The sequence below is a fragment of the Nonomuraea sp. NPDC049646 genome (genome assembly GCF_044465525.1).
In the GTDB taxonomy this organism is placed as follows: Bacteria; Actinomycetota; Actinomycetes; order Streptosporangiales; family Streptosporangiaceae; genus Nonomuraea.
Genome location: NZ_JBITLU010000001.1, coordinates 12,027 through 31,599, shown reverse-complemented (window position 1 = coordinate 31,599; position 19,573 = coordinate 12,027). Strand labels below are relative to the sequence as shown.

General features: G+C 74.2%; 18 protein-coding genes and 1 pseudogene. 6 read left to right on the top strand and 13 right to left on the bottom strand.

From position 1 onward, the window contains the following. Nucleotides 1–177 precede the first annotated feature (177 nt). From ACIBQ8_RS00150 to ACIBQ8_RS00135, 4 genes are read right to left on the bottom strand one after another with little or no spacing between them, the layout of a single operon-like run. Nucleotides 178–1,371 (bottom strand): sensor histidine kinase, encoded by a 1,194-nt coding sequence (locus tag ACIBQ8_RS00150; RefSeq protein WP_397190543.1) that lies wholly within the window; start codon nucleotides 1,369–1,371, stop codon nucleotides 178–180. Then, entirely contained in the window at nucleotides 1,368–2,063 is a 696-nt protein-coding gene (gene cseB / locus ACIBQ8_RS00145) for a two-component system response regulator CseB (RefSeq protein WP_397190542.1), read from the bottom strand. The genes ACIBQ8_RS00150 and cseB overlap by 4 nt, the downstream gene beginning before the upstream one ends. Nucleotides 2,064–2,078: 15 nt before the next feature. Next, nucleotides 2,079–3,254, bottom strand: a complete 1,176-nt coding sequence (locus tag ACIBQ8_RS00140) for an ABC transporter permease (protein WP_397167709.1) — start codon at nucleotides 3,252–3,254, stop codon at nucleotides 2,079–2,081. A 2-nt stretch (nucleotides 3,255–3,256) separates the two neighbouring features. Further along, a complete protein-coding gene (locus ACIBQ8_RS00135; protein ID WP_397190541.1) occupies nucleotides 3,257–3,931 on the bottom strand; it encodes an ABC transporter ATP-binding protein in 675 nt (224 codons plus the stop codon). Between the two features lie 539 nt (nucleotides 3,932–4,470). On the opposite strand from ACIBQ8_RS00135, the gene ACIBQ8_RS00130 reads away from it, so the two are divergent. Beyond that, the gene (locus tag ACIBQ8_RS00130) at nucleotides 4,471–5,202 is read left to right on the top strand and encodes a glycine zipper domain-containing protein (protein ID WP_397191106.1); all 732 of its coding nucleotides are present in this window, start codon (nucleotides 4,471–4,473) and stop codon (nucleotides 5,200–5,202) included. Between the two features lie 26 nt (nucleotides 5,203–5,228). Here ACIBQ8_RS00130 and ACIBQ8_RS00125 read toward each other — a convergent pair. Further along, a pseudogene (locus ACIBQ8_RS00125) lies at nucleotides 5,229–5,351 on the bottom strand (peptidoglycan-binding protein); the annotation flags it as partial. Between the two features lie 371 nt (nucleotides 5,352–5,722). Further along, a complete protein-coding gene (locus ACIBQ8_RS00120; RefSeq protein ID WP_397167704.1) occupies nucleotides 5,723–6,520 on the bottom strand; it encodes a hypothetical protein in 798 nt (265 codons plus the stop codon). A 172-nt stretch (nucleotides 6,521–6,692) separates the two neighbouring features. Here ACIBQ8_RS00120 and ACIBQ8_RS00115 point away from each other — a divergent pair, with 172 nt between their 5' ends. Then, a complete protein-coding gene (locus ACIBQ8_RS00115; protein WP_397190540.1) occupies nucleotides 6,693–7,241 on the top strand; it encodes an AAA family ATPase in 549 nt (182 codons plus the stop codon). Here ACIBQ8_RS00115 and ACIBQ8_RS00110 read toward each other — a convergent pair. The 4 genes from ACIBQ8_RS00110 to ACIBQ8_RS00095 form a co-directional block, all read right to left on the bottom strand. After that, entirely contained in the window at nucleotides 7,219–7,719 is a 501-nt protein-coding gene (locus ACIBQ8_RS00110) for an anthrone oxygenase family protein (protein ID WP_358301390.1), read from the bottom strand. The genes ACIBQ8_RS00115 and ACIBQ8_RS00110 overlap by 23 nt on opposite strands. 132 nt (nucleotides 7,720–7,851) lie before the next feature. Next, a complete protein-coding gene (locus ACIBQ8_RS00105) occupies nucleotides 7,852–8,601 on the bottom strand; it encodes an SAM-dependent methyltransferase (RefSeq protein WP_397190539.1) in 750 nt (249 codons plus the stop codon). A 56-nt stretch (nucleotides 8,602–8,657) separates the two neighbouring features. Then, nucleotides 8,658–9,422: an SDR family NAD(P)-dependent oxidoreductase gene (locus ACIBQ8_RS00100; protein ID WP_397190538.1), complete on the bottom strand. Its 765-nt coding sequence runs from the start codon at nucleotides 9,420–9,422 to the stop codon at nucleotides 8,658–8,660. Between the two features lie 96 nt (nucleotides 9,423–9,518). Then, on the bottom strand, nucleotides 9,519–10,388 hold the full coding sequence (locus ACIBQ8_RS00095) for a LysR substrate-binding domain-containing protein (RefSeq protein ID WP_397167698.1): 870 nt from the start codon (nucleotides 10,386–10,388) through the stop codon (nucleotides 9,519–9,521). A 76-nt stretch (nucleotides 10,389–10,464) separates the two neighbouring features. Here ACIBQ8_RS00095 and ACIBQ8_RS00090 point away from each other — a divergent pair, with 76 nt between their 5' ends. Then, nucleotides 10,465–10,614 carry a hypothetical protein gene (locus ACIBQ8_RS00090; protein WP_397167696.1) on the top strand — a complete coding sequence of 50 codons (150 nt, stop codon included), beginning with the start codon at nucleotides 10,465–10,467 and terminating at the stop codon, nucleotides 10,612–10,614. A gap of 7 nt (nucleotides 10,615–10,621) precedes the next feature. On the opposite strand, the gene ACIBQ8_RS00085 is transcribed toward ACIBQ8_RS00090, so the two are convergent. After that, a complete protein-coding gene (locus ACIBQ8_RS00085; RefSeq protein ID WP_397167694.1) occupies nucleotides 10,622–12,745 on the bottom strand; it encodes a SpoIIE family protein phosphatase in 2,124 nt (707 codons plus the stop codon). Nucleotides 12,746–13,207: 462 nt separating this feature from the next. Here ACIBQ8_RS00085 and ACIBQ8_RS00080 point away from each other — a divergent pair, with 462 nt between their 5' ends. Both ACIBQ8_RS00080 and ACIBQ8_RS00075 read left to right on the top strand, forming a co-directional pair. After that, nucleotides 13,208–16,462, top strand: coding sequence for a S8 family serine peptidase (locus ACIBQ8_RS00080; RefSeq protein WP_397167693.1), 3,255 nt, complete (start codon nucleotides 13,208–13,210; stop codon nucleotides 16,460–16,462). A 241-nt stretch (nucleotides 16,463–16,703) separates the two neighbouring features. Continuing rightward, nucleotides 16,704–16,985, top strand: a complete 282-nt coding sequence (locus tag ACIBQ8_RS00075; RefSeq protein ID WP_397190537.1) for a hypothetical protein — start codon at nucleotides 16,704–16,706, stop codon at nucleotides 16,983–16,985. 7 nt (nucleotides 16,986–16,992) lie between these two features. Here the strand turns inward: ACIBQ8_RS00075 and ACIBQ8_RS00070 are convergent, their stop codons facing one another. Further along, on the bottom strand, nucleotides 16,993–17,334 hold the full coding sequence (locus ACIBQ8_RS00070; protein ID WP_397167689.1) for an Lsr2 family protein: 342 nt from the start codon (nucleotides 17,332–17,334) through the stop codon (nucleotides 16,993–16,995). 533 nt (nucleotides 17,335–17,867) lie between these two features. Beyond that, on the bottom strand, nucleotides 17,868–18,728 hold the full coding sequence (locus ACIBQ8_RS00065) for a hypothetical protein (RefSeq protein ID WP_397167688.1): 861 nt from the start codon (nucleotides 18,726–18,728) through the stop codon (nucleotides 17,868–17,870). Between the two features lie 84 nt (nucleotides 18,729–18,812). Here ACIBQ8_RS00065 and ACIBQ8_RS00060 point away from each other — a divergent pair, with 84 nt between their 5' ends. Beyond that, a complete protein-coding gene (locus ACIBQ8_RS00060; RefSeq protein WP_397167686.1) occupies nucleotides 18,813–19,544 on the top strand; it encodes an ankyrin repeat domain-containing protein in 732 nt (243 codons plus the stop codon). Nucleotides 19,545–19,573 lie beyond the last annotated feature (29 nt).

The window sequence follows — 19,573 nt, the reverse complement described above, 5'->3', positions numbered from 1 at the left end:
ACCGGCCAGGTTCCGCGACCGGCGTGTCCGTACGGCCGTGGCCGCGCATCCACCCGCGCTCAGCCGTGTATCAGCCCGGCATCAACCCCGGCATCAACCCCGGCATCAACCCCGGCATCAACCCCGGCATCAACCCCGGCGTCAACCCCGGCGTCGATCCCGGCGTCGATCCCGGCGTCAGCTCGCCGGGAGGCGGAGGACGGCGACCGCGCCGCCGTCCGGGGCGTTGGACAGGGTCAGCTCGGCGCCGATGACCCGGGCCTGGCCCGCCGCGATCGTCAGCCCCAGGCCGTGCCCGCGGCCCCGCTCGGCGGCGCCCGTGCGGAACCGGCGCGGCCCGTCGGCCAGCAGCTCCGGCGGGAACCCCGGCCCCCGGTCGCGCACCTCGACCACGTGGTCGCCGACCGCGATTTCCACCGGCGCCGCGCCGTGCCGGTGGGCGTTGAGCACGAGGTTGGCCAGGATCCGGTCGAGCCGCCGCGGATCTGTCTCGGCCACCGGGTCCCCGTCGGCCAGCACCCGCGCCTCGACCCCCACCCGGGACGCCGACTCCGCGGCCAGCCCGGCCAGCGGCACGCGCACCCGCTCGGCGACCTCGGCCCCGGCGTCCAGCCGGGACACCTCCAGCAGGTCCTCCACCAGCGCCCGCAGCACCCGCACCCGGTCGCGCACCAGGTCGGTGACCTCGCCCTCGTCCAGCAGCTCGACCACGGCGACCAGCCCCATCAGCGGGGTGCGCAGGTCGTGCGCGACGTCGGCGGTGAACCGCTGCTCGGCCAGCAGCCGGTGCTGCAGGCTCGCCGCCATCGAGTCCACGGCGGCGGAGATGCGGGCGATCTCGTCCCGGCCGCGGGCGTCCGTCCGGGCCGCCAGGTCGCCCCCGGCGATCCTGCGGGCGGTCTGCGCGACCCGCCGCAGCCGCCGGTTGGGCAGCTCGGCCGCCAGCACCGCCAGCGGCACCACCCCGGCCAGGGCGAGCAGCCCGGCCTTGGCCATGTTCCGGTCGAGCGCCTGGAGGCCGAGCAGCTCGGAGCCCATCGCGATCCGCACGCTCCGCACCTCGTCGCCGCCGTACGGCTGGACCGCCCACATCCACGGCTCGTCCCGGTGGTCGAGCCCGTACCAGACCACCCGGCGGCCGGGGCGCAGCCGGTCGGCCAGGCCGGCGGGGAGCTCGGCGACGGGCACCACGTCCTCGGCGGTCCCGGCGGCCAGCGACTGCTCCAGGGCCACCTCGGCCTGCGCCTGGCCGAGGTCGAGCGCCCGCTGCCAGGTCGCCCGGTGCACCAGCACCCCCACCACGGCGGCGACGACGGTCGCGGCGAGCGTGACGAGAGCGGCGATCTTCCAGCGCAGCGAGGCCGGGTTCACGTGACGGCCAGCTTGTAGCCGAACCCGCGCACGGTCTCGACGCGCTCGGCGCCGATCTTCCTGCGCAGCCGCTGCACGCACAGGTCCACCACGCGGCTGTCGCCGTCCCAACCGTAGTCCCACACGTTGCGCAGCAGCGTCGCCCGCTCCAGGACGATGCCGGGATGGGCGGCGAACTCCAGCAGCAGCCGCAGCTCGGTCGGCGACAGCTCGACGCGCCGGCCGGCCCGCCGCACCTCCAGCGCGCCGGTGTCCACGCTCAGGTCCCCGAACTCCAGCACCGCCGCCCCCGCCCCTGCCCCCGCGCCGGGCCCGGCGGGCGTGCGCGCGAAGGTGGCCCGGCGCAGCAGCGACCGGATCCTGGCCACCAGCACCGGCAGGTCCACCGGCTTGACCACGTAGTCGTCGGCGCCGCCCTCCAGCCCGGCCACGATGTCCAGCCCGTCGCCGCGGGCCGACATCATCAGGATCGGCACCTGGCTGGTCTCCCTGATGCTGCGGCACACGCTGATGCCGTCGAGGCCGGGCAGCATCACGTCCAGCAGCAGCAGGTCGTGATCGCCCGTACGGGCGGCCTCCAGCCCGTCGAGCCCGTCGGCCGCCGTGGTCACCCGGTAGCCGTACCGTTCCAGGGCCATGCCCAGCGACGTGCGGATCACGGTGTCGTCCTCGACGAGCAGCAGGGATGTCATGAAATCGCACCATACCTAGCGAAGTGCATTGACCGGTTCCATCCGGGCGGCGCGCAGGGCCGGATACAGGCCCGCCAGCAGCCCGACGACGGCCCCGGCCACCGGCGCCACGGCGGCCGTCCCGACGTCCAGGACGGGCGTCCACTGCTTGACAGCGCAGACCCCGACGATCACCACGATCCCGGCGGAAGCGCCCAGCACGCCGCCGATCAACCCGGTCAGCGTGGACTCCAGCAGGAACTGCGCCGCGATGTGCCGGCGCGCCGCGCCCAGCGCCCGGCGCAGCCCGATCTCGGCGACGCGTTCCATGACGGTCACCAGCGTGACGTTGGCGATGCCGACCGCGCCGACGACCAGCGAGACCAGCCCGAGGATCAGGAACAGGGCGTCGACGTCGCCCTCCACCGCGTCGCGGGCCCTGGTGGGGCTGGGCGGCGAGACGACCTGGAGCAGGGCCTCGTTGCCGGGGCTGAGCGCCGAGGGCGCCTGCCGGGCGATCAGCTCGGCGGCCCCGAGCGCGGTGTCGACCAGGACGCGCGTCACGGTCCCCAGACCGTAGGGCCGGCCGGCCGTGGGCGGCAGGATGACCGCGCTGGCCAGGCTCTTCTCCCGCCGGAGATCCCCGAGCACCCCGATCACGGTGTAGGCCCGGGTGCCGATGAACACGGCCGGAGCCCGGTCGAGCCCCGTGATGCCGAGCAGCCGGGCCGCCTGCTGGCCGAGCACGACCACCCGGTCGCCCCGGGCGACGTGCCCGGCGTCGAAGTAGCGGCCCTCGATCATCCTGCCCTTGACCGCCGCGGGCAGGCCGGGGCTGCTGGAGACCACGGTCAGCGTCTGGTCGGTGACGCGGGCCGGGTCCACGACGTCGTTGGAGCGGACGACGAGGTTGGCGCTGCGGTCGGACTCGGCGAGCGCGGCGGCCGAGACCACCCCGCGCAGCCGGGTCACCCGGCCCACGTCGGCCCATCCGACCAGCGGGAACGGGTGGGCCGGGACCTCGACCGTGACGGAGGTGGCGGTCAGCTCGTCGAAGCGGCCGACGATCTGGTTGCCGGCCGTCGCGGCGACGCCCAGGGTCACCACGAGCGTGGTGATGCCGAGCACGGTGCCCAGCGTGGTCAGGGCCGAGCGCACCGGGCGGGCCAGCAGGCCCGCCACGGCCTCGGTCAGCAGGTCGCGCGGGTGCACGTCTACTCCTCCGTGAGGACGCCGTCGGTGATGCGGACCCGGCGTCCGGCCCGGTCGCTCACCTCGGTCTCGTGGGTGATGACGACGATGGTCATCCCTTGGGCGCGCAGCTCGTCGAACAGGTCGAGCACCGCGCCGGTGTTCGTGCTGTCGAGGTTGCCGGTGGGCTCGTCGCACAGCAGCAGCGACGGCTCGCCCAGCAGGGCGCGGGCGATGGCGGCGCGCTGCCGCTCGCCGCCGGACAGCCTGCCGGGCAGGAAGTCCACCCGGTGCGACAGGCGCACCCGTTCGAGGGCCCGCACGGCGCGGTCCCGCCGTCCCGCGCGCGGGGCGCGGCCGTAGATTTCGGCCAGCATGACGTTCTCCAGGACGCTCCGGTGCGGCAGCAGGTGGAAGGACTGGAAGACGAAGCCGATCCGGCCCCCGCGGACGGCGGTGCGCGCCCCTTCCCTCAGCGTGGTGGTCTCTATGCCGTCGAGCCGGTAGCTGCCGCGGGTCGGCCGGTCGAGCAGGCCCAGGGTGTTGAGCAGGGTGGACTTCCCCGACCCCGACGGCCCGACGACCGCCACGTAGTCCGCCCGCTCGACCCGCAGGTCGACCGACGACAGCGCGCGGACGGGCGGGTCGCCGGGGAACTCCTTGGTCAGCCCGCGAAGGTGGATGACCGGCTCAGCCACTGTTGACCACCACCCGCTCACCCGGTTCCAGGTCGCCGGTCACCTCCACGGCCCCGTCGGCGGACAGGCCGGTGCGCACCTGCACCTCCTCGGTCCGGCCGGGCGCGGTCTCCACCCGCACCCTGGCCCGGCCGTCCGCCGCCGTGACGACCGCGGCCACGGGGACCACCAGCACCTCCCCTCCGGTGGCGCCGATGGTCACGCGGACCGTGACGGGCTTCCCGGCGAGCCCGCGCAGCCCCTTCACGGAGGCGGGCGTGACCGTCACCGGGACGGCGCCCTTGGCGTCACGCCCCTCGATGGCGGTCACCGTGCCGGGGACGGTCGTGCCGGAGTCGGTCTCGATGCTCGCCGGCAGCCCCGCCTTGACCCGTTCGGCCTCGGCCGCGTCCACCGAGCCGGACACCACGAACCCGGCGCCGGTGACCGTGGCGACCGCCTTGTCCACCGGCTCGCCCGCCTTGACGGCCGCCTTGTGCAGGCGGACGGGCAGCCTGGGCAGGAAGACGATCTCGCCGGGCGGCACGGTGGTGCCGTAGGTGCGGGAGAACTCGGCCAGCAACGCCTGCGCCGCGGCCAGGTCGGTGCGCGCGTTGGCCACCTTCAGCCGGGCGGGGGAGAGCTGCCTGGCCTGCCTGAGCGCCTGCTCGGCGACGGCCACGGCCTCCCGCGCCGCCCGTACGGCCTTCTCCAGCTCGGCCAGCCGCTTCGCCCGCGCCGCTCCGGCCTCCGCCCGCGCGCGTTCCAGCGCCGACCGGGCGGCGGCCAGGTCCGCGCGGGCGTTGGCGACCCGGAGTTCGAGCAGGCGGGTGTCGGCGGGCGGCCCCGCCGTGGGGGCGGAGCCGGGCGCCGCGGTCGGCGCGGTGGTGGGTGCGGTGGTGGGCCCAGAAGTCGGCCCGGTAGACGGTGCAGTGGTCGGCGCAGTGGTCGGCCCAGCGGTCGGCGTCGTCCTCGCTCGGGCGAGCTCCTGCTCGGCCGCCAGCAGCCTCTCCTCGGCCGCCCGCACCGCGCTCTCGGCGGCCTCGACGGCAGCCCCGTCCCGGGCCCTGCCCTCGGCGGTGCGGTCCTTGGCCCGCGCGCTCCTCAGCGCCTGTTCGGCCTCCTTCAGGTCGCGGCGGGCGCCGGTCACCCTGAGCTTCAGCGGGCGCACGTCCATGGCCTGGTCGAGAGCCTTGCTCTCGGTCGCCAGCACGTCCCGCGCGGTCCGTACGGACCGCGCCAGCTCGTCGCGCCGCTGCCGCAGCTCCAGGGTGGGCTGCTGGGCCTCGTAGCCGCGCCGGGCGTAGAAGCGCGACACCGCCGCGACGGTCGCCCGGTCGAACACGCCGGTCACCGGCACCCGGTGCCCGAGCCGGCGCAGCGCCTTCTGCAACTGCCGGACGTCGTCCCCCTCGGCGCCCGGGACGATGCCGCGGTGCATCGGCACCCTGCCCGCGAAGACGAACACCGGCCGGCCGTTCACCTCCATCAGCACCGCGCCCTCCACGAGCTTCCCCCGCCGGGGGGCACGGGTGGCCCGCTGGACGGCCTCGCCGCCGCCCACCACCCCGCCCACCACGCCGGCCAGCGACACCGCGCGCGGGGAGCCGTACTCCAGCGTGCCGCTGACGACGACGGTGGCGACCAGCCTGCGCCGCTCGACCTCGACGGTGACCAGCGACGGCACGGGCGGCCTGCGCGCGGCCGCCTCGTCGGCCGGGGAGCGCAGCCGGGTGCCCACCCCCCAGCCGGTCCCGGCGACCGCCAGGACCACGACCAGCACGAGCAGCAACTTGCCGCGAGGGGTGCGCATCACTGCTCTTGGAACCCGTACTTCACCCGGGCCTCGTTGGTGAGCCGCCGTTGCAGCGGGACGAAGGCCGCGTAGAAGTCCTTGCCGCACTCCAGGTCGGCCAGCGCCGACCTGATCTCCTTGGCCAGGTACGGCCGGGCGGCGGCGGCCGTGACCTCGCCCGCCTTGCCGAGCCGGTCGGCCTGCTCGCCCCACAGCGTCAGCCCCCGCGCGCTCAGCGCCAGCGGCCGGACGGAGGTCACCCGCTCGCCCTTGGACTTCAGGCACTCCGCGAACGGCCCGGCCAGCTCCACCAGCTTCGGATCGCCGTCGAGCGCCTTGTCGATGTTCTCGATCTCGGTGCTCATCTGGTCCTGGTAGTCGGCGAGCGAGGTGACCTTCAGGCCGTCGACCTGGCGCAGGGCGCTGACCCGGCACTCGTTCATGGTCTTCAGCCAGGCGTCCCGCCGGGGGCCGGAGAGCCCGTCGAGCGTGGCCTGGTTGGGGTCGGGGGCCCGGGTCTCGGTAGGCTTGGGGTAGACGATCGCCGAGAAGACGCCGAAGCCGTTCCTGCTCCGCTCGGCCTTCATCGCCTCGTAGTCGGCCGGGTCGGCGTCGGGCGTCCCCGGCCTGCTGACCGAGGGGGTGTAGGCGAAGCCCTTCTGCTTCATGCAGGTGGCGATCACGGTCTCCCGCTCGCGTAGCTTGTCCGCCCGGGCGTCGCCCCCGCCGGACGCCGGGGCGGCCTGTCCCGCCGGAGCCCCTCCGCAGCCGGTCAGCACCGCCAGACCGAGCAGACCGCACACCAGCACACGCATCAAGGGCTCCTTCACCGTGGGGACGCGCCGCCCTTCGCGACGCCTCGGCCACTCTTGAGCCCTTTTCCCTCCGCCCGGCCTTGGCCGGGTATCACCGGGCGCTCAGCCGTGTATCGGCCGTGTATCAGCGCCCGCAGCCAGCCATCAACCCCCACCGAAACGGAGAAGAACCGTGCCGAATCACGTTCTCACCGGCACCCCGGGCGCCGGGAAGACGGCCGTCCTGCGGCTGCTGGAGGTCCACGGGTTCAGCGTCGTCGAGGAGGCGGCGACGGACGTCATCGCTCTCGGCCAGGCGCTCGGCCGCGCGGAGCCCTGGCGCGAGCCCGCCTTCGTCGAGGAGGTGGTCAGGCTCCAGCGGCGGCGCCAGGAGGCCGCCCCCGCGGGCGAGGCCGCCGTCTTCTTCGACCGCTCGCCGGTCTGCACGCTGGCGCTGAGCCGCTACCTGGGGTTCCCCGCCTCGCGCCTGCTCGCCCGCGAGGTCGAGCGGGTGGTGGAGCGGGGGACGTACGACGGGAAGGTGTTCTTCGTCCGCAACCAGGGGTTCGTCCGCGCCACCGCCGCCAGGCGGATCGGCTACGAGGAATCGCTGGACTTCGAGCGCCTGCACGAGCGGACCTACCGCGACCTCGGGTTCGAGCTCGTCGAGGTGCCCGCCGGGCCGCTGGCCGGCCGCGTCGCGCTGGTCGAGCGCGCCGTCAGCCCACCCGGCCGCTCTTGACGAGCGCCCAGCACAGCGAGGCGAACGCGCCGGTGGTGGTGATCGTGCGGACGAGGTTGTAGCCGGCCCACTTGGCCTCGTCGAACGCGCGGCGCACCGCGGCCAGGTCGGCGATCCGGTCCGGGTCGCCGGCCGCCTTGATGGCGTCGTTGAGCGGCACGTTCACGGCCACCGTGAGCACGAAGGCGACCAGGTAGAGCACCAGCGCGACGATGATCCAGGGCAGCACCGCGCGCACGTTCTGGCCGAGGTGCAGCGCCGCCGCCAGGCCCGTGAAGGCCAGCGCGCCGACGAAGCTGAGCATGAACCAGGGGTTGAGGATCGCCCGGTCGACGGCCTGGAACGCCCCGACGAACGTGCGGTCGTCGGTCGCGCCCAGACCGCGCATGATGGTGTGCGAGTAGAGCCCGAAGACGCCCGCCGCGAGCCCGGTGGCCATGGTCGCCGCGATGAGCACGACGGTGCGCAGAACCGACATCTGTGTGTTCCCCCTGTTCGTCCCCGCGCCCGACGTCCCGGACGCGCGAGGACAAGTCAACGCGACACCGGGGGAGCGCGGCCATGGCCGAGACTCTCCCGCCCATACGCCAGACTCCATGGGGCGCCGGGGTCAGGGCGCGGGCGGGTTCCGGCGCGCGGTGACCAGCGCGAAGGACAGGTATTCCCCCTGGTCGGCTTCGAGCATGGCGATCGTCGCCGTCTCCTGCCGGGCGCGGGCCCACAGCAGCCAGTCGTGCCAGCCGCCGTCCTGCAGGCGCGCGGACGTCACCGTGACCAGCTCGGTGATCTCCCACTGGAAGCGCCACCACCCGGCGGTGTGCCAGGCGATGGCCTCCCAGCCGACCAGCGCCTTGACGTGGGCGGGGATGTGCCCGAGGTCGCGCACCTCGCGGGTCATGCCGGGCGTGGCGACGCCGAGCTGCCCGCCGGGCCGCAGGAAGCGGACCAGGTAGGGCAGGTAGGAGTCGGCCGTGCCGAAGTACTCGAAGGCGTCCACGCTGACGATGGCGTCGAAGGACTCCTGCTCGAACGGCAGGGCGTGCGCCTCGGCCCGTACGGCCCTGACGCGGTCCGCGACGCCCGCCGCGGCGAAGACGGCCGCGGCCTTCTCGGGCGCGACCCACAGGTCGGCGGCCACCACCTCCACCCCGAACTCGCGGGCCAGGAAGACCGAGGTCGCGCCCAGGCCCGAGCCCAGGTCGAGCACCCGCATGCCGGACCGCAGGTCGAGGTCGCGGGCCAGGTCCTCCAGCAGCCACAGCGGATGGGGGCCCATGTCCAGCCCGAGCACCCATTCAGGGTCGTATTTGGAGGAAAGCGGATAGACGTCGGGACGCACGAGGTCCTGGATCGCTGACACAGCGGGCATCCCACCACGAAGGCCCCGCCCGTTCAACCGGTTATGTGCCGCCGGGGTCAGGCCGCGATGACGGCCGCGGCGGTGCGGCCCCCGTCGACGTCGAGGACGATGCCGTGGACGAACGCGGCCTCCTCCGCGGCCAGGTAGACGGCGGCGTGCGCGATGGCCTCCGGCGTGCCCACGCCGCCCGCCGGAGTGCCGTTCATCATGACCGCGCCGGCCTGCGCCGCCGCCGCGCCCGGCTCCAGGATCACGCCGGGCGAGATGGCGTTCACCCGGACGCCCCGCGGGCCGAACTCGGCGGCCCAGGCCCGCGTGAGGGTCTCCATCGCGCCCTTGGTGGAGCTGTAGAGCGCGCCCACGGGCACGCCCAGGCGGGCGATCCACGAGCCCAGGTTGATGATCGCGCCGCCGCCCGCCTGCGCCATGGCCGGAGCCAGCGCCGCGGTCAGGAAGAACGGCGCCTTGACGTTGACCGCGTAGACTCGGTCGAAGGTCTGCTCGTCGGTGCCGGCGGTGTCGTCGCCGGGGTAGATGCCGGCGTTGTTGACCAGGATGTCGACGCCGCCGCCGAGCACGTCGGCCGCCTCCTGGGCCAGGGCCCGCGAGGCCGCGGCGCTGCCGTCGAGGTCGGCCCGCACGAATCCGGCCCGCCCGCCGCGTTCGCGGATGCCGGCCACGACCCGCGCGCCCCGCTCGGCGCTGCGCCCGGAGACGACCACGTGCGCGCCCTCGGCGGCGAACGCCTCGGCGATCGCTCGCCCGATGTTGCTGGTCGATCCGGTCACCAACGCCCGCCTGCCCCGCAACCGTGCACTCATCACAACGCTCCCGTCAGTGTTCCGCCGGGACACGCCGCCCCGGCCGGCCCTGCCACTGTGCGCGGAGAAAATTGGACCCGCAAGTCCAATCCGGGGTCACCGGGTGAGGTGCGCCAGCAGGGCGGCGGCGGCCGGGTTGGCGGGCACGGGCGCGCGGCCGGCCAGCACGACCGTCCTGGCCGGATCGGGCTGGCGGATGCGCACGGTCGGCAGCCCCTCCCGCTCGGCCACCCGCCGGGGGACGATCGCCACCCCGATCCCGGCGCGCACGAGGTCGACCAGCAGCCGGATCTGGGTGACCTCGCAGGTGATCTGCCGGTGCAGCCCGCACCCGGCGGCCAGCCTGCGCACCGCGGTCTCCAGCCCGGTGCCGGCCTTGAAGTCCACGAACGGCTCCTCCGTCAGCTCCGACAGCAGGGCCCGCTCCGCGCCGGCCAGCCGGTGGTCGGGCGAGGTCATCAGCACCAGCTCCTCCTCCCAGGACTCGAACACGGCCAGCCCCGCGGGCAGCTCGGCGCCGTCGAGCGCCAGGTAGGCCAGGTCGAGCTCGCGGGCGAGCAGCGCGTCGAGCAGCCCCGCCACCGGGGCGTCGCGGACCGAGATCTGGACGCCGGGCCGCAGGCGGTGGAAGGCGGCCAGCTCGGCCGGCAGGTCGACGCTGGTGAGCGTCTGGATGGTGCCGATCGCCACCCGGCCGGCGGCCAGCCCGGACACCGCGGACACGGCGTCGGCGGCCGCCGCGGCGTCGGCCAGCAGCGCCCGCGCGGCCGGCAGGAAGGCGTGCCCGGCCGGGGTGAGCACCGGCCGCCGCCCGGTGCGCTCGAACAGGTCGGCGCCGAGCTCGCGTTCGAGCTTGCGGATGGACGTGCTGAGCGCCGACTGCACGATCAGCTCGGCCCGCGCGGCGGCGGTGAAGCTGCCGTGGGTGGTGACGGCGACGAAGTGGCGGAGCTGGCGCAGTTCCATCCATCTACGATAGCGATGGCTGCCAGCGAGACGATGTGTTGGATCGATCAGTGTGTGCCAGGACATCCTGGTCCGCATGGAACGACACGTACCTGCCCTGTGGTCGGCCGCCTACTGCTCCCGCCGTCCCGCCCCGGTCCGGCTCGCCGGGCGGGGGCTGCTGAGGATCCTCGACTTCGTCCGGGCGCTCGCCCTGGCCGACCACCGCACGTTCGTCTCGCACTGAGCGGGTCTCAGCCCGCGTTCTCCCGATGCCGCAGGAGCAGCAGCGCGATGTCGTCGGTGTGCGGGGCGTGGTCGAGCAGCGTCCCGGCGACCTGCTGGAGCTGCTCGCGCGGGGCGCTGGTCAGGTACGCCGCCAGCGTCCCGATGGCCTCGTCCAGGTCCACGCCCGGCGCCTCGACCAGCCCGTCGGTGTAGAGGGCCAGGACGGCGCCCGGCGGGAACGGCACCTCCACCGTGGCGTACTCGGCGTCGGCGTCGATGCCGAGCAGCAGGCCCGCCGGGATGTCGATGATCTCGGCCGGCATGTTGGGCGGGCGCAGCAGCGGCAGGGGATGACCGGCGTTGGCCGCCCGCAGCGTGCGCAGGCGCAGGTCGAAGTAGATGAGCAGGCAGCTGGTGAACAGGTCGGTGTCCAGGTCCATGAGCAACCGGTTGGTGTGCTGGAGCACGTCCCCGGGGCTGGCCCCGACGGCGGCGTGGGCGTGGATGGCGGTGCGCACCTGGCCCATGAGCGCCGCGGCCGTCATGTTGTGCCCCTGGACGTCCCCGATGACGGCGGCGGCGGTGGTCTCGTTGAGCCGGATCAGGTCGTAGAAGTCGCCGCCGATGCCGACGCCGCGGGTCGCGGGCACGTATCGGGCGGCCACCTCCAGGCCCGGCATGTCGGGCAGGCTGCCGGGCAGCAGCGAGGTCTGCAGGCTGTGGGCCAGCCGGTCCTTGGTGTCGTAGAGCAGCGCGCGGTCCAGGGCCTGGCCCATCAGCCCGGCCAGCGTGGTCAGCGTCGCGCACTGCTCGGCGGTGAACGGCCGCGCATGGTCGAAGGCCAGCAGGCAGACGCCGAAGGTGTCGTCGGAGACGGTCAGCGGCAGGAAGGCCCAGGCGGCCATCCCGTCGTCCTGGACGGCATCGGGGAAGGCCCGGCCCAGCTCGTCCCGGTCGGCGAAGAAGGCCGGCTCGCCCGTGCGGATCACCTGCTCGGCGGGGCTGGGCGCGGCCAGCGTCTGGCCGTCGAAGCGCTCCAGCACCTCGGGGACGTAGCCGTGGGAGCCGACGATCCGCATCCGGCCGCTCTCCGCCCTCATGATCGCCATGGCCTGCGCCTTGAACACCGGCATGACGTGCTCGGCGATGAGATCGACGACCTCCCTGACGTTCAGCGCCCTGGTCATCGCCGAGGCCATGTGCAGGAAGTTGTAGAAGACGTCGGCCCGCGGCAGCCCCGAGTTGTCCGGGGCGAAGGCGCGCGCGGGCCGCTGCGCGGACAGGTCGGCCCCCGAGGGGGTGATGCGCAGGCTCACCCCCGTCGGGTCCGGGTGCAGCACGAACTCCAGTTCGTGGCCGTCCGGCCGGCGGGCCGTGCAGGAGGCGACCTGCTGGCCGACCACCGCCGCCCGGCAGCGGTCCTGGAAGGCCGGGTCCTTCAGCCACGTCGCCGTCTCCCACAGCGGCGTGCCCAGCAACTCCGAGACGGTGGTGCCGAGCAGCCCGGCGGCGGCGGGGCTGGCGAAGGTGACGACGCCGTCCAGGTCGAGCGCGACGGAGCCGTCCCGCAGCCGGTCCAGGTAGCCGGCCGCGGCCACGGCCTCGTACGGGTCGGGCATCGGCGGCGGCACCGGGGTCAGCACCCGCGGCTCGCCGCCGGGGCGCAGCGGGCATCCGCTGTCGGCGGCCTGCTCCAGGACGGCCGCCAGGCGCTCGCTGGCGGCGGCGATGACCTCCTGCTCCGGCCCGCTCAGCTCGGCCGGCCGCCCCTCCGGCCAGAGCAGGATCCACGAGCCCCACATGCGGGAGTCGCTGTGCAGGGGCGCGGAGGCCGAGGCGAAGGCGTACGGGAAGGCCAGGGCCGTGCCGGGGAAGCGGCGGGTCAGGTCCTGCGCGGTCGGCACCCACACCAGCCGCCCCTGGCGCACGGCGGCGGCCACGGGCGCGCCGCCGTCCAGCCGGACGGTGGTCCACGGCTTGACGAGCTGCGTGGGCAGCCCGATCTCGGCCTCCATCATCAGCACCTGCGGGGAGCCGGTCAGGAGGTAGACCGCGCCGATGTGCGCGCCGGTGTCACGGGCGGCCTGGGCGAGCTGCTCGTCCAGCGCCGAGGTGTACGGCCGGGTCCCCTCGTCGGCGTGGCCGCCCACGGGCTAACTCGTTCCGTCCTGCGCTGACGTCGGCGCCGCGTCCCGTTGATCGCCCATAGGACAACTGTAGATATCCGTATTGGGGGTGATGCTCACCGTTGCCGGATTCTGGCGAAGAGGTGGGACGAATATGAGCTTTGCGGCGGGCGGCTGTCTGGTGGGGCCAATTGGCCGGAACGTGACAAAGCGGCGGGGTTCTCGGCCAGTTGATCGCTGTCTACACTCCGGTTCGGACGCCAACCCACCCCGCCCACGGGGAGGGGAGGCGGTCCAGCTCGTCACCCACCGGGGAGGGTCATCGATCTCTCCGGCATGCGCGCGTGGGGGTGACATGACGTCCTCGGCCGGTCAGGCGGGTTCTTGCAGCTCCTCGGCCAGGAGGTCTTCGTGTTGTCCCGTTCGTTCTCATCCCGTTTACGCCGGTTGACATCGGTAGCCGTCGGGCTCGGTGTCGTGATGGCCATGAGCCCGGCCGTGGCACGTGCCACGCCCACCCCGCCCGCGAAATGGCGGTCCGTGCCGCTCACCGGCGCCGAGGTGGTCGAGGGCGCCAAGTCCCCCACCGGCAAGCTCGCCAAGAGCGACGCCGCGCTGCTGAAGGCCACCTCGCCCGCGCCGGTCAACGTCATGGTCAAGCTGGACTACGACTCGCTGGCCGCCTACCAGGGCGGGCTGGCCGGGTTGCCGGCCACCAGCCCCGCCGTCACCGGCAAGGCCCTCGACACCAGGAGCGCCGAGGCCAGGAAGTACGGCACCCACATCCAGGACGTCGAGAACGCCTTCCTGGGCGAGCTGGCCAAGAAGGTCCCCGGCGCCGTCGTCGGCCAGCGCGTCAGGACGGTCTACGGCGGCATCGCCCTACGCGTCCCGGGCAACAAGGTGGCCGACGTGCTGCGGCTGCCCGGCGCGGTCGCCGTCCAGGAGGACAAGCCCCAGCAGCTGCTGACCGACTCCAGCCCCGAGTTCATCGGCGCCGACACCATCTACGGCAAGCTCGGCGGCAGCTCCTCGGCGGGCAAGGGCGTGATCGTCGGCGTGCTCGACACCGGCGCCTGGCCCGAGCACCCGTCGTTCGCCGCCGCCCCCGGCCTGCCCGCCCCCGGGCCCACCAAGGACGGCACGCCGCGCGTGTGCAACTTCGGCGACAACCCGCTGACCCCCGCCGCCGATCCGTTCACCTGCAACAACAAGCTGATCGGCGGGCAGCCGTTCATGGAGACCTACAACGCCGTCTACGGTGGCGAGGTCTACGGCGACAGCGCCCGCGACTCCAACGGGCACGGCACCCACACCGCCAGCACCTCCGCGGGCGGCCCGGTCGCCGACGCGAACCCGCTGGGCATCAGCCGCGGCCCGATCCACGGCATCGCCCCGGCCGCCGCGGTGTCGGTCTACAAGGTGTGCGGCGCGCAGGGCTGCTTCCCCTCCGACTCGGCGCAGGCCGTGGCGCGGGCCGTCCTGGACGGCGTACGCGTGATCAACTTCTCGGTCTCCGGCGGCAGCGACCCCTACAGCGACCCGGTCGAGCTGGCCTTCCTCGACGCCTACGCGGCCGGCGTGCTGGTCTCGGCCTCGGCCGGCAACTCCGGCCCCGGCGCCGGCACCACCGACCACCGCGGCCCCTGGGTGACCACGGTGGCCGCCTCCTCGCAGTCCAGGACGTTCCAGTCCACGGTCACGCTGTCCGGCGGCGGCGCCACGGCGACGATCAAGGGCGCGTCCATCACCGCGGGCCTGGCCTCGCCGCTGCCCGTCGTCCTGGCCTCGGCGCCGCCGTACTCGCGCGCGGCGTGCGACGTCCCGGCCCCTCCCGGGATGTTCACCGGGAAGATCGTCGCCTGTGAGCGCACCCCCAACCGCGTGCTGAAGAGCTTCAACGTCAGGCAGGGCGGCGCGGCCGGGATGATCCTCTACAACGCCTTCCCGTTCGACGTCTTCACCGACGCGCACTGGCTGCCGTCCGTGCACGTGGACAAGCCCGAGGCCGACACCCTGCTGGCCTTCCTCGCCGCCCACCCCGGCGCCACCGCCTCCTTCACGCAGGGCGCCAAGTCCACCTGGCAGGGCGACGCGATGGCGCACTTCTCCTCGCGCGGCCCCGGCGGCGACTTCCTCAAGCCGGACGTCACCGCGCCCGGCCAGCACATCATGGCGGGCATGACGCCGACTCCCGAGTCGCCGCTGGAAGGCCCGCCCGGCAACCTCTACCAGGTCATCTCCGGCACCTCGATGTCCGCGCCGCACGTGACCGGCTCGGCGGCGCTGGTCTTCGCCCTGCACCCCACCTGGACGCCCGGCCAGGTCAAGTCGGCCCTGGAGACCACGGCCAAGACCGCGGTCACCAAGCAGGACAGGACCACCCAGGCCGACCCGTTCGACATGGGCGGCGGGCGCATCGACCTGACCAAGGCCGGTGACCCCGGACTGACCCTCGACCAGGACGCCGCCGGCTTCGTCGCCTCGGCCACCGACCCGCTCAACCGGATCGACCTCAACCTGCCCTCGGTGAACGCGCCCACCATGCCCGGCGTCATCACCGCCAAGCGCACCGTCACCAACACCACCGGCTCGTCGCTCACCTTCACCGCCTCCGGCACCACCGTGAGCGGGGCCACCGTCGCCGTGGTGCCGCCGGTGTTCACCGTCGCGCCCGGCAAGAGCGCCAAGCTGAGCATCGTCGTCACCGCGCCGGAACTGCCCGACGGCCAGTACTTCGGCCAGGTCAACCTCAAGCAGGTCGGCGGCTCGCGGGCGCTGCACCTGCCGGTGGCGTTCTACCGCAAGCAGGGCGCGGTGCCGGTCGAGCAGACCTGCGCCCCGGACACCATCGCCAGGAACACCGGCGAGTCCACCTGCACCGTCACCGTCCGGAACACCACGTACGAGGACGCCGAGGTGACCGCGCTCAGCACCCTGGACGCCCGCCTGCGCCTCAACAGCGTCACGGGCGCGACCAAGGTCGGCACCCAGGTCGCCACCACCAAGGCGACGCTGGCCGCCACCCAGCCCGCCCGGCCGGCGATCGCGCCCGGCGCCGGACCGGCCGGCTACATCCCGCTGGACGCCTTCGGCGTCACGCCCACCCCGATCGGCGACGAGCAGGCGCTCAACTTCACCGTGCCCGCCTTCCAGTTCGCCGGACGCGGCTACACCCGGCTCGGCGTGACCTCCGACGGCTACAGCGTCGCGGGCGGGGCCACCGGCGACGACGTCTCACCGACGCCGCAGACGCTGCCCGACCCGGCGCGGCCCAACGGCGTGCTCGCCCCGTACTGGACCGACCTGGACGGCACCGCCGCGCCGGGCGTCCTGGCCACGATCCTGACCGACGGGGTCAGCGACTGGCTGGTGGTGGAGTGGCGGCTGAACCTCTACGGCACCACTGACCTGAAGGTCTTCCAGCAGTGGATCGGGCTCAACGGCGTGGAGGACGTCAGCTACGCCTACGACCCGGGCAACCTGCCCGGCTCGCCGCCCGCAGGCTACGGCCTGACGGTCGGCGCCGAGAACGCCGAGGGCACCGCCGGCGCCCAGATCTCCGGGCCGCCCACCCAGGATCTGGTCGTCACCAGCACGCCGGGGGCGCCCGGCGGCAGCCTGACGTACTCGATGAAGGTCAAGGGGGTCAGCGCGGGGGTCGGCAAGATCACGACCGTCACCTCGACCCCGCAGGTCAAGGGCATCACCGTCGAAGTGGACAAGATCACCGTCCAGTGACCCGCCGGTGGCCGCGGGCGGCGCACCCGCCCGCGGCCATCGCGGCCCGGCTTCCGGCTTCCGGCTTCCGGCTTCCGGCCGAGGGACGCGGTCGCCGCGCCGTTCGCGCGGGGTGCACAGGCGTCCGGGTCGTCCAGACCGGCGCCAAGCGCGGCGCAGGTCGTTCCCAGGTCTGCGCCAAGAGCGTTCGCCGAGCATGGGAGTCGTCACCCGACCCGGACCACTCTGACAGGAGACGGACATGCCGGCTTCCACCACCGCTGTCCCCGCCGGACGGGCGCAGGTCGTGCTGGCCGTGGGGGCGACCCGGAGCCGCCGTGGCGTCGCCGTCCCGGCCGCCGCACTGCTGGCGGTCGCCGGGGTGCTGGCCTTCGTGTCGGGGTTCTACGACGGCGGTTACGCCGCCGAGCTCACGGCCGGGCAGCGGATCTACCAGATCGCCCTGTTCGCGGCGCACCTCGCGGTGGCCGTCGTGGCGGCGCTCAGGCTGGCCGGACTGCTCCGCCGGCCCGCGCGCTCCTGACGTCGTCCTAGTGGGCGGCCTCGTACTTCTCGACCACCGAGGCGGCGATGCGGCCGCGCTCGCTGACGGGCAGGCCGTTGGCCTTGGCCCACTGCCGGATCTCCGAAGACTTCTCCCGGCTCAACGCGCGGCTGCCGGTCACGACCGCCCGCCGCCCGCGCCCACCGCGATCCACGCGAACAGGACGGGCCTTCACGATGAAGGGCGCCAGTGCTTTACGCAGCGCGTCCGCCTTCTCCTCATGAAGGTCAATCTCGTAGCTGCTGCCATCGAGTGCAAAGACGACGGTCTCATGAGCCTCCCCACCGTCTACATCGTCGATGAGAATCTCTTGAATCTGCTTAGCCATGGTGGCACTCCATGCTCGATACGGTTGTTGCGTACTGTAGCGCCCTTCAGTAGCGTGCGGGCAACGTACCTCGGCCCGGCGCCGGTGAACGCGGAGAACTCACCGGGCACACCGCCTGTCAAAGGCATTTCAAACGCGGCGGGAACCGCGCGTGCCCGGGGTGTCACGGCGGCTTCCTTGCTTATCTCACCTGGGAATGGCCGGGTCATGTGCCAGGTCGCCGGGCCGGCGGGCGGGCGCGGCGGACGCGGGGCCGCCCGGCGCGCGCACGCGGACGGGGTGAGCGCGGGAAGGCGGCGGCCGCGGCGGTGCGCATCTTATCGAAGATGAATTCAAAGGTGTGCTTCAATGTGTCCGCGTCGCTGCCGGGTGCGCGCCGCCGTCGCTTCCCGGCTTCGGCACACGGTTTTCCGGCGTCCCGCGAGCTGTGCGCCGACGGGGGCCCTATGGCGTCAACGCCGGGCAAGGCGTAGAAGTGCAAGTGCGAATGCGACGGGCCCGGCCGTCTTACCGCCCTTTTGTTTCTGACCGATTTATCGGGCGGGGCGGCCGAACCACTCCGTGACGCGGCGGAGGGCGGCGTCCGGGCCGTCGAGGTCGAGCAGGAGCTCGGGGGCGGCGAGCGCGGCCACCTCCTCGAAGGCGTCCTGATGACAGGTCAGCCGCCAGCCGGGCCAGCGCTCGGCCGGCCGCGACGGGGGCAGCGAGCAGTCCAGCGACCACCAGTCGAGCGTGCGGGCGGCGGCGTCGAGGTGCACGCCGTTCCAGGGGACGGCCTCCAGCGCCGCGAAGGGCGTCGCCAGCTCCTGGGGGCTCAGCAGGGCGGCGGGGCCGGCGAGCAGCACGCGGGCCAGGCCGGTGCCCCACCAGCCGGCGAACGACAGCCTCCCGGTGGTGTCCCGTACGGCCACGAGGGTGTCGGCGACCACCGACAGGTCGTCGTCCTCCGCCGGGCCCTGACCCCATTGCAGCGGCAGCGGCGCCGGCGGGTCGTCGAGGCCGGCGACGGTGTCGTAGCCGAGCCCGAGGTGCTCCATGACCTCGTGGAGGCCGCGGGCCGCCCACTTCACCGTCCAGCCGGGCCACCGCGCGGCGAGCAGGCCCAGCCACGCCCGGATCTCCAGCACGGACGTGCGCCACACGGGCCCGCGGATCTCCAGGGAGCAGTGGACCAGCAGCAGGCGGCGGGACACGTCCAGCACGGCCACGGCCTGCCAGCGCACCGCGTCGCCCCAGCCGAGGGCGTGGCCGTGCTCCTGCTCGCGCACGAAGGCGGCCAGCCGGTCGGGGCCGCGCAGCAGGTCGCCGTAGAAGGTGCCCGCGCCGCCCCGGCGTGACCAGACCCGATGGCCGCCCGCGTCGACGATCACGTAGTGCGCGTGCTCGGTGCCCATGCCGCCCAACCTAGCCCGCGCCCGGCCGGGGCGGTCTCCAGCTGATCCGTGGCGGGACGGGACGGGGCTCGTGACAATGGGCCCATGCGCTACCTGGATGCGGCGGACCCGCTGGCGGTGTCGGCGGCGGCGGCCGTGCGGCTCGGCGACCTCGACGGCGTACGGCGGCTGCTGGCCGGGCATCCCGGGCTGGCCCGCGTCCGGCTGGGCGAGGCGGGCGGGGTGTCGCGGACCCTCCTGCACGTCCTCACCGACTGGCCGGGCCACGTGCCGCGCGGTCCCGCCCTGGTACGTGCGCTGGTGGCGGCCGGGGCCGAGGTCGACGCCCGCTTCGCCGGCCCGCACGCCGAGACGCCACTCATGTGGGCCGCGAGCTGCGACGACGTCCCTGTGCTCGACGCCCTGCTGGACGCCGGGGCCGACGTCGAGGCCACCGGCGCGGTCATCGGCGGCGGCACGGCTCTGTCGGACGCGTGCGCCTTCGCCCAGTGGCACGCCGCCCGCCGCCTCGTCGAGCGCGGCGCGTCCGCGCGGTTGTGGGAGGCCGCCGCCCTCGGGCTCATGGACCGGATCGCGGCGGCGTTCGAGGCCGGGACGCCGTCCCCGGCGGAGGTGACGGAGGGGTTGTGGGCGGCCTGCCACGGCGGGCAGTCGCAGGCCGCGGCGTTCCTCCTGGAGCGCGGCGGCGACCTCGCCTGGGTGGGCTACGACGAGCTCACCCCGCTGGACGCCGCCCGCCGCGCCGGGGCCGACGACCTGGCGTCCTGGCTCACGGCCCGCGGCGCCCGCCCAGGCCCCCGCCACCCCGCCAACTGACCTTCAGCTCAAGCACCGGCCCCCGTCGG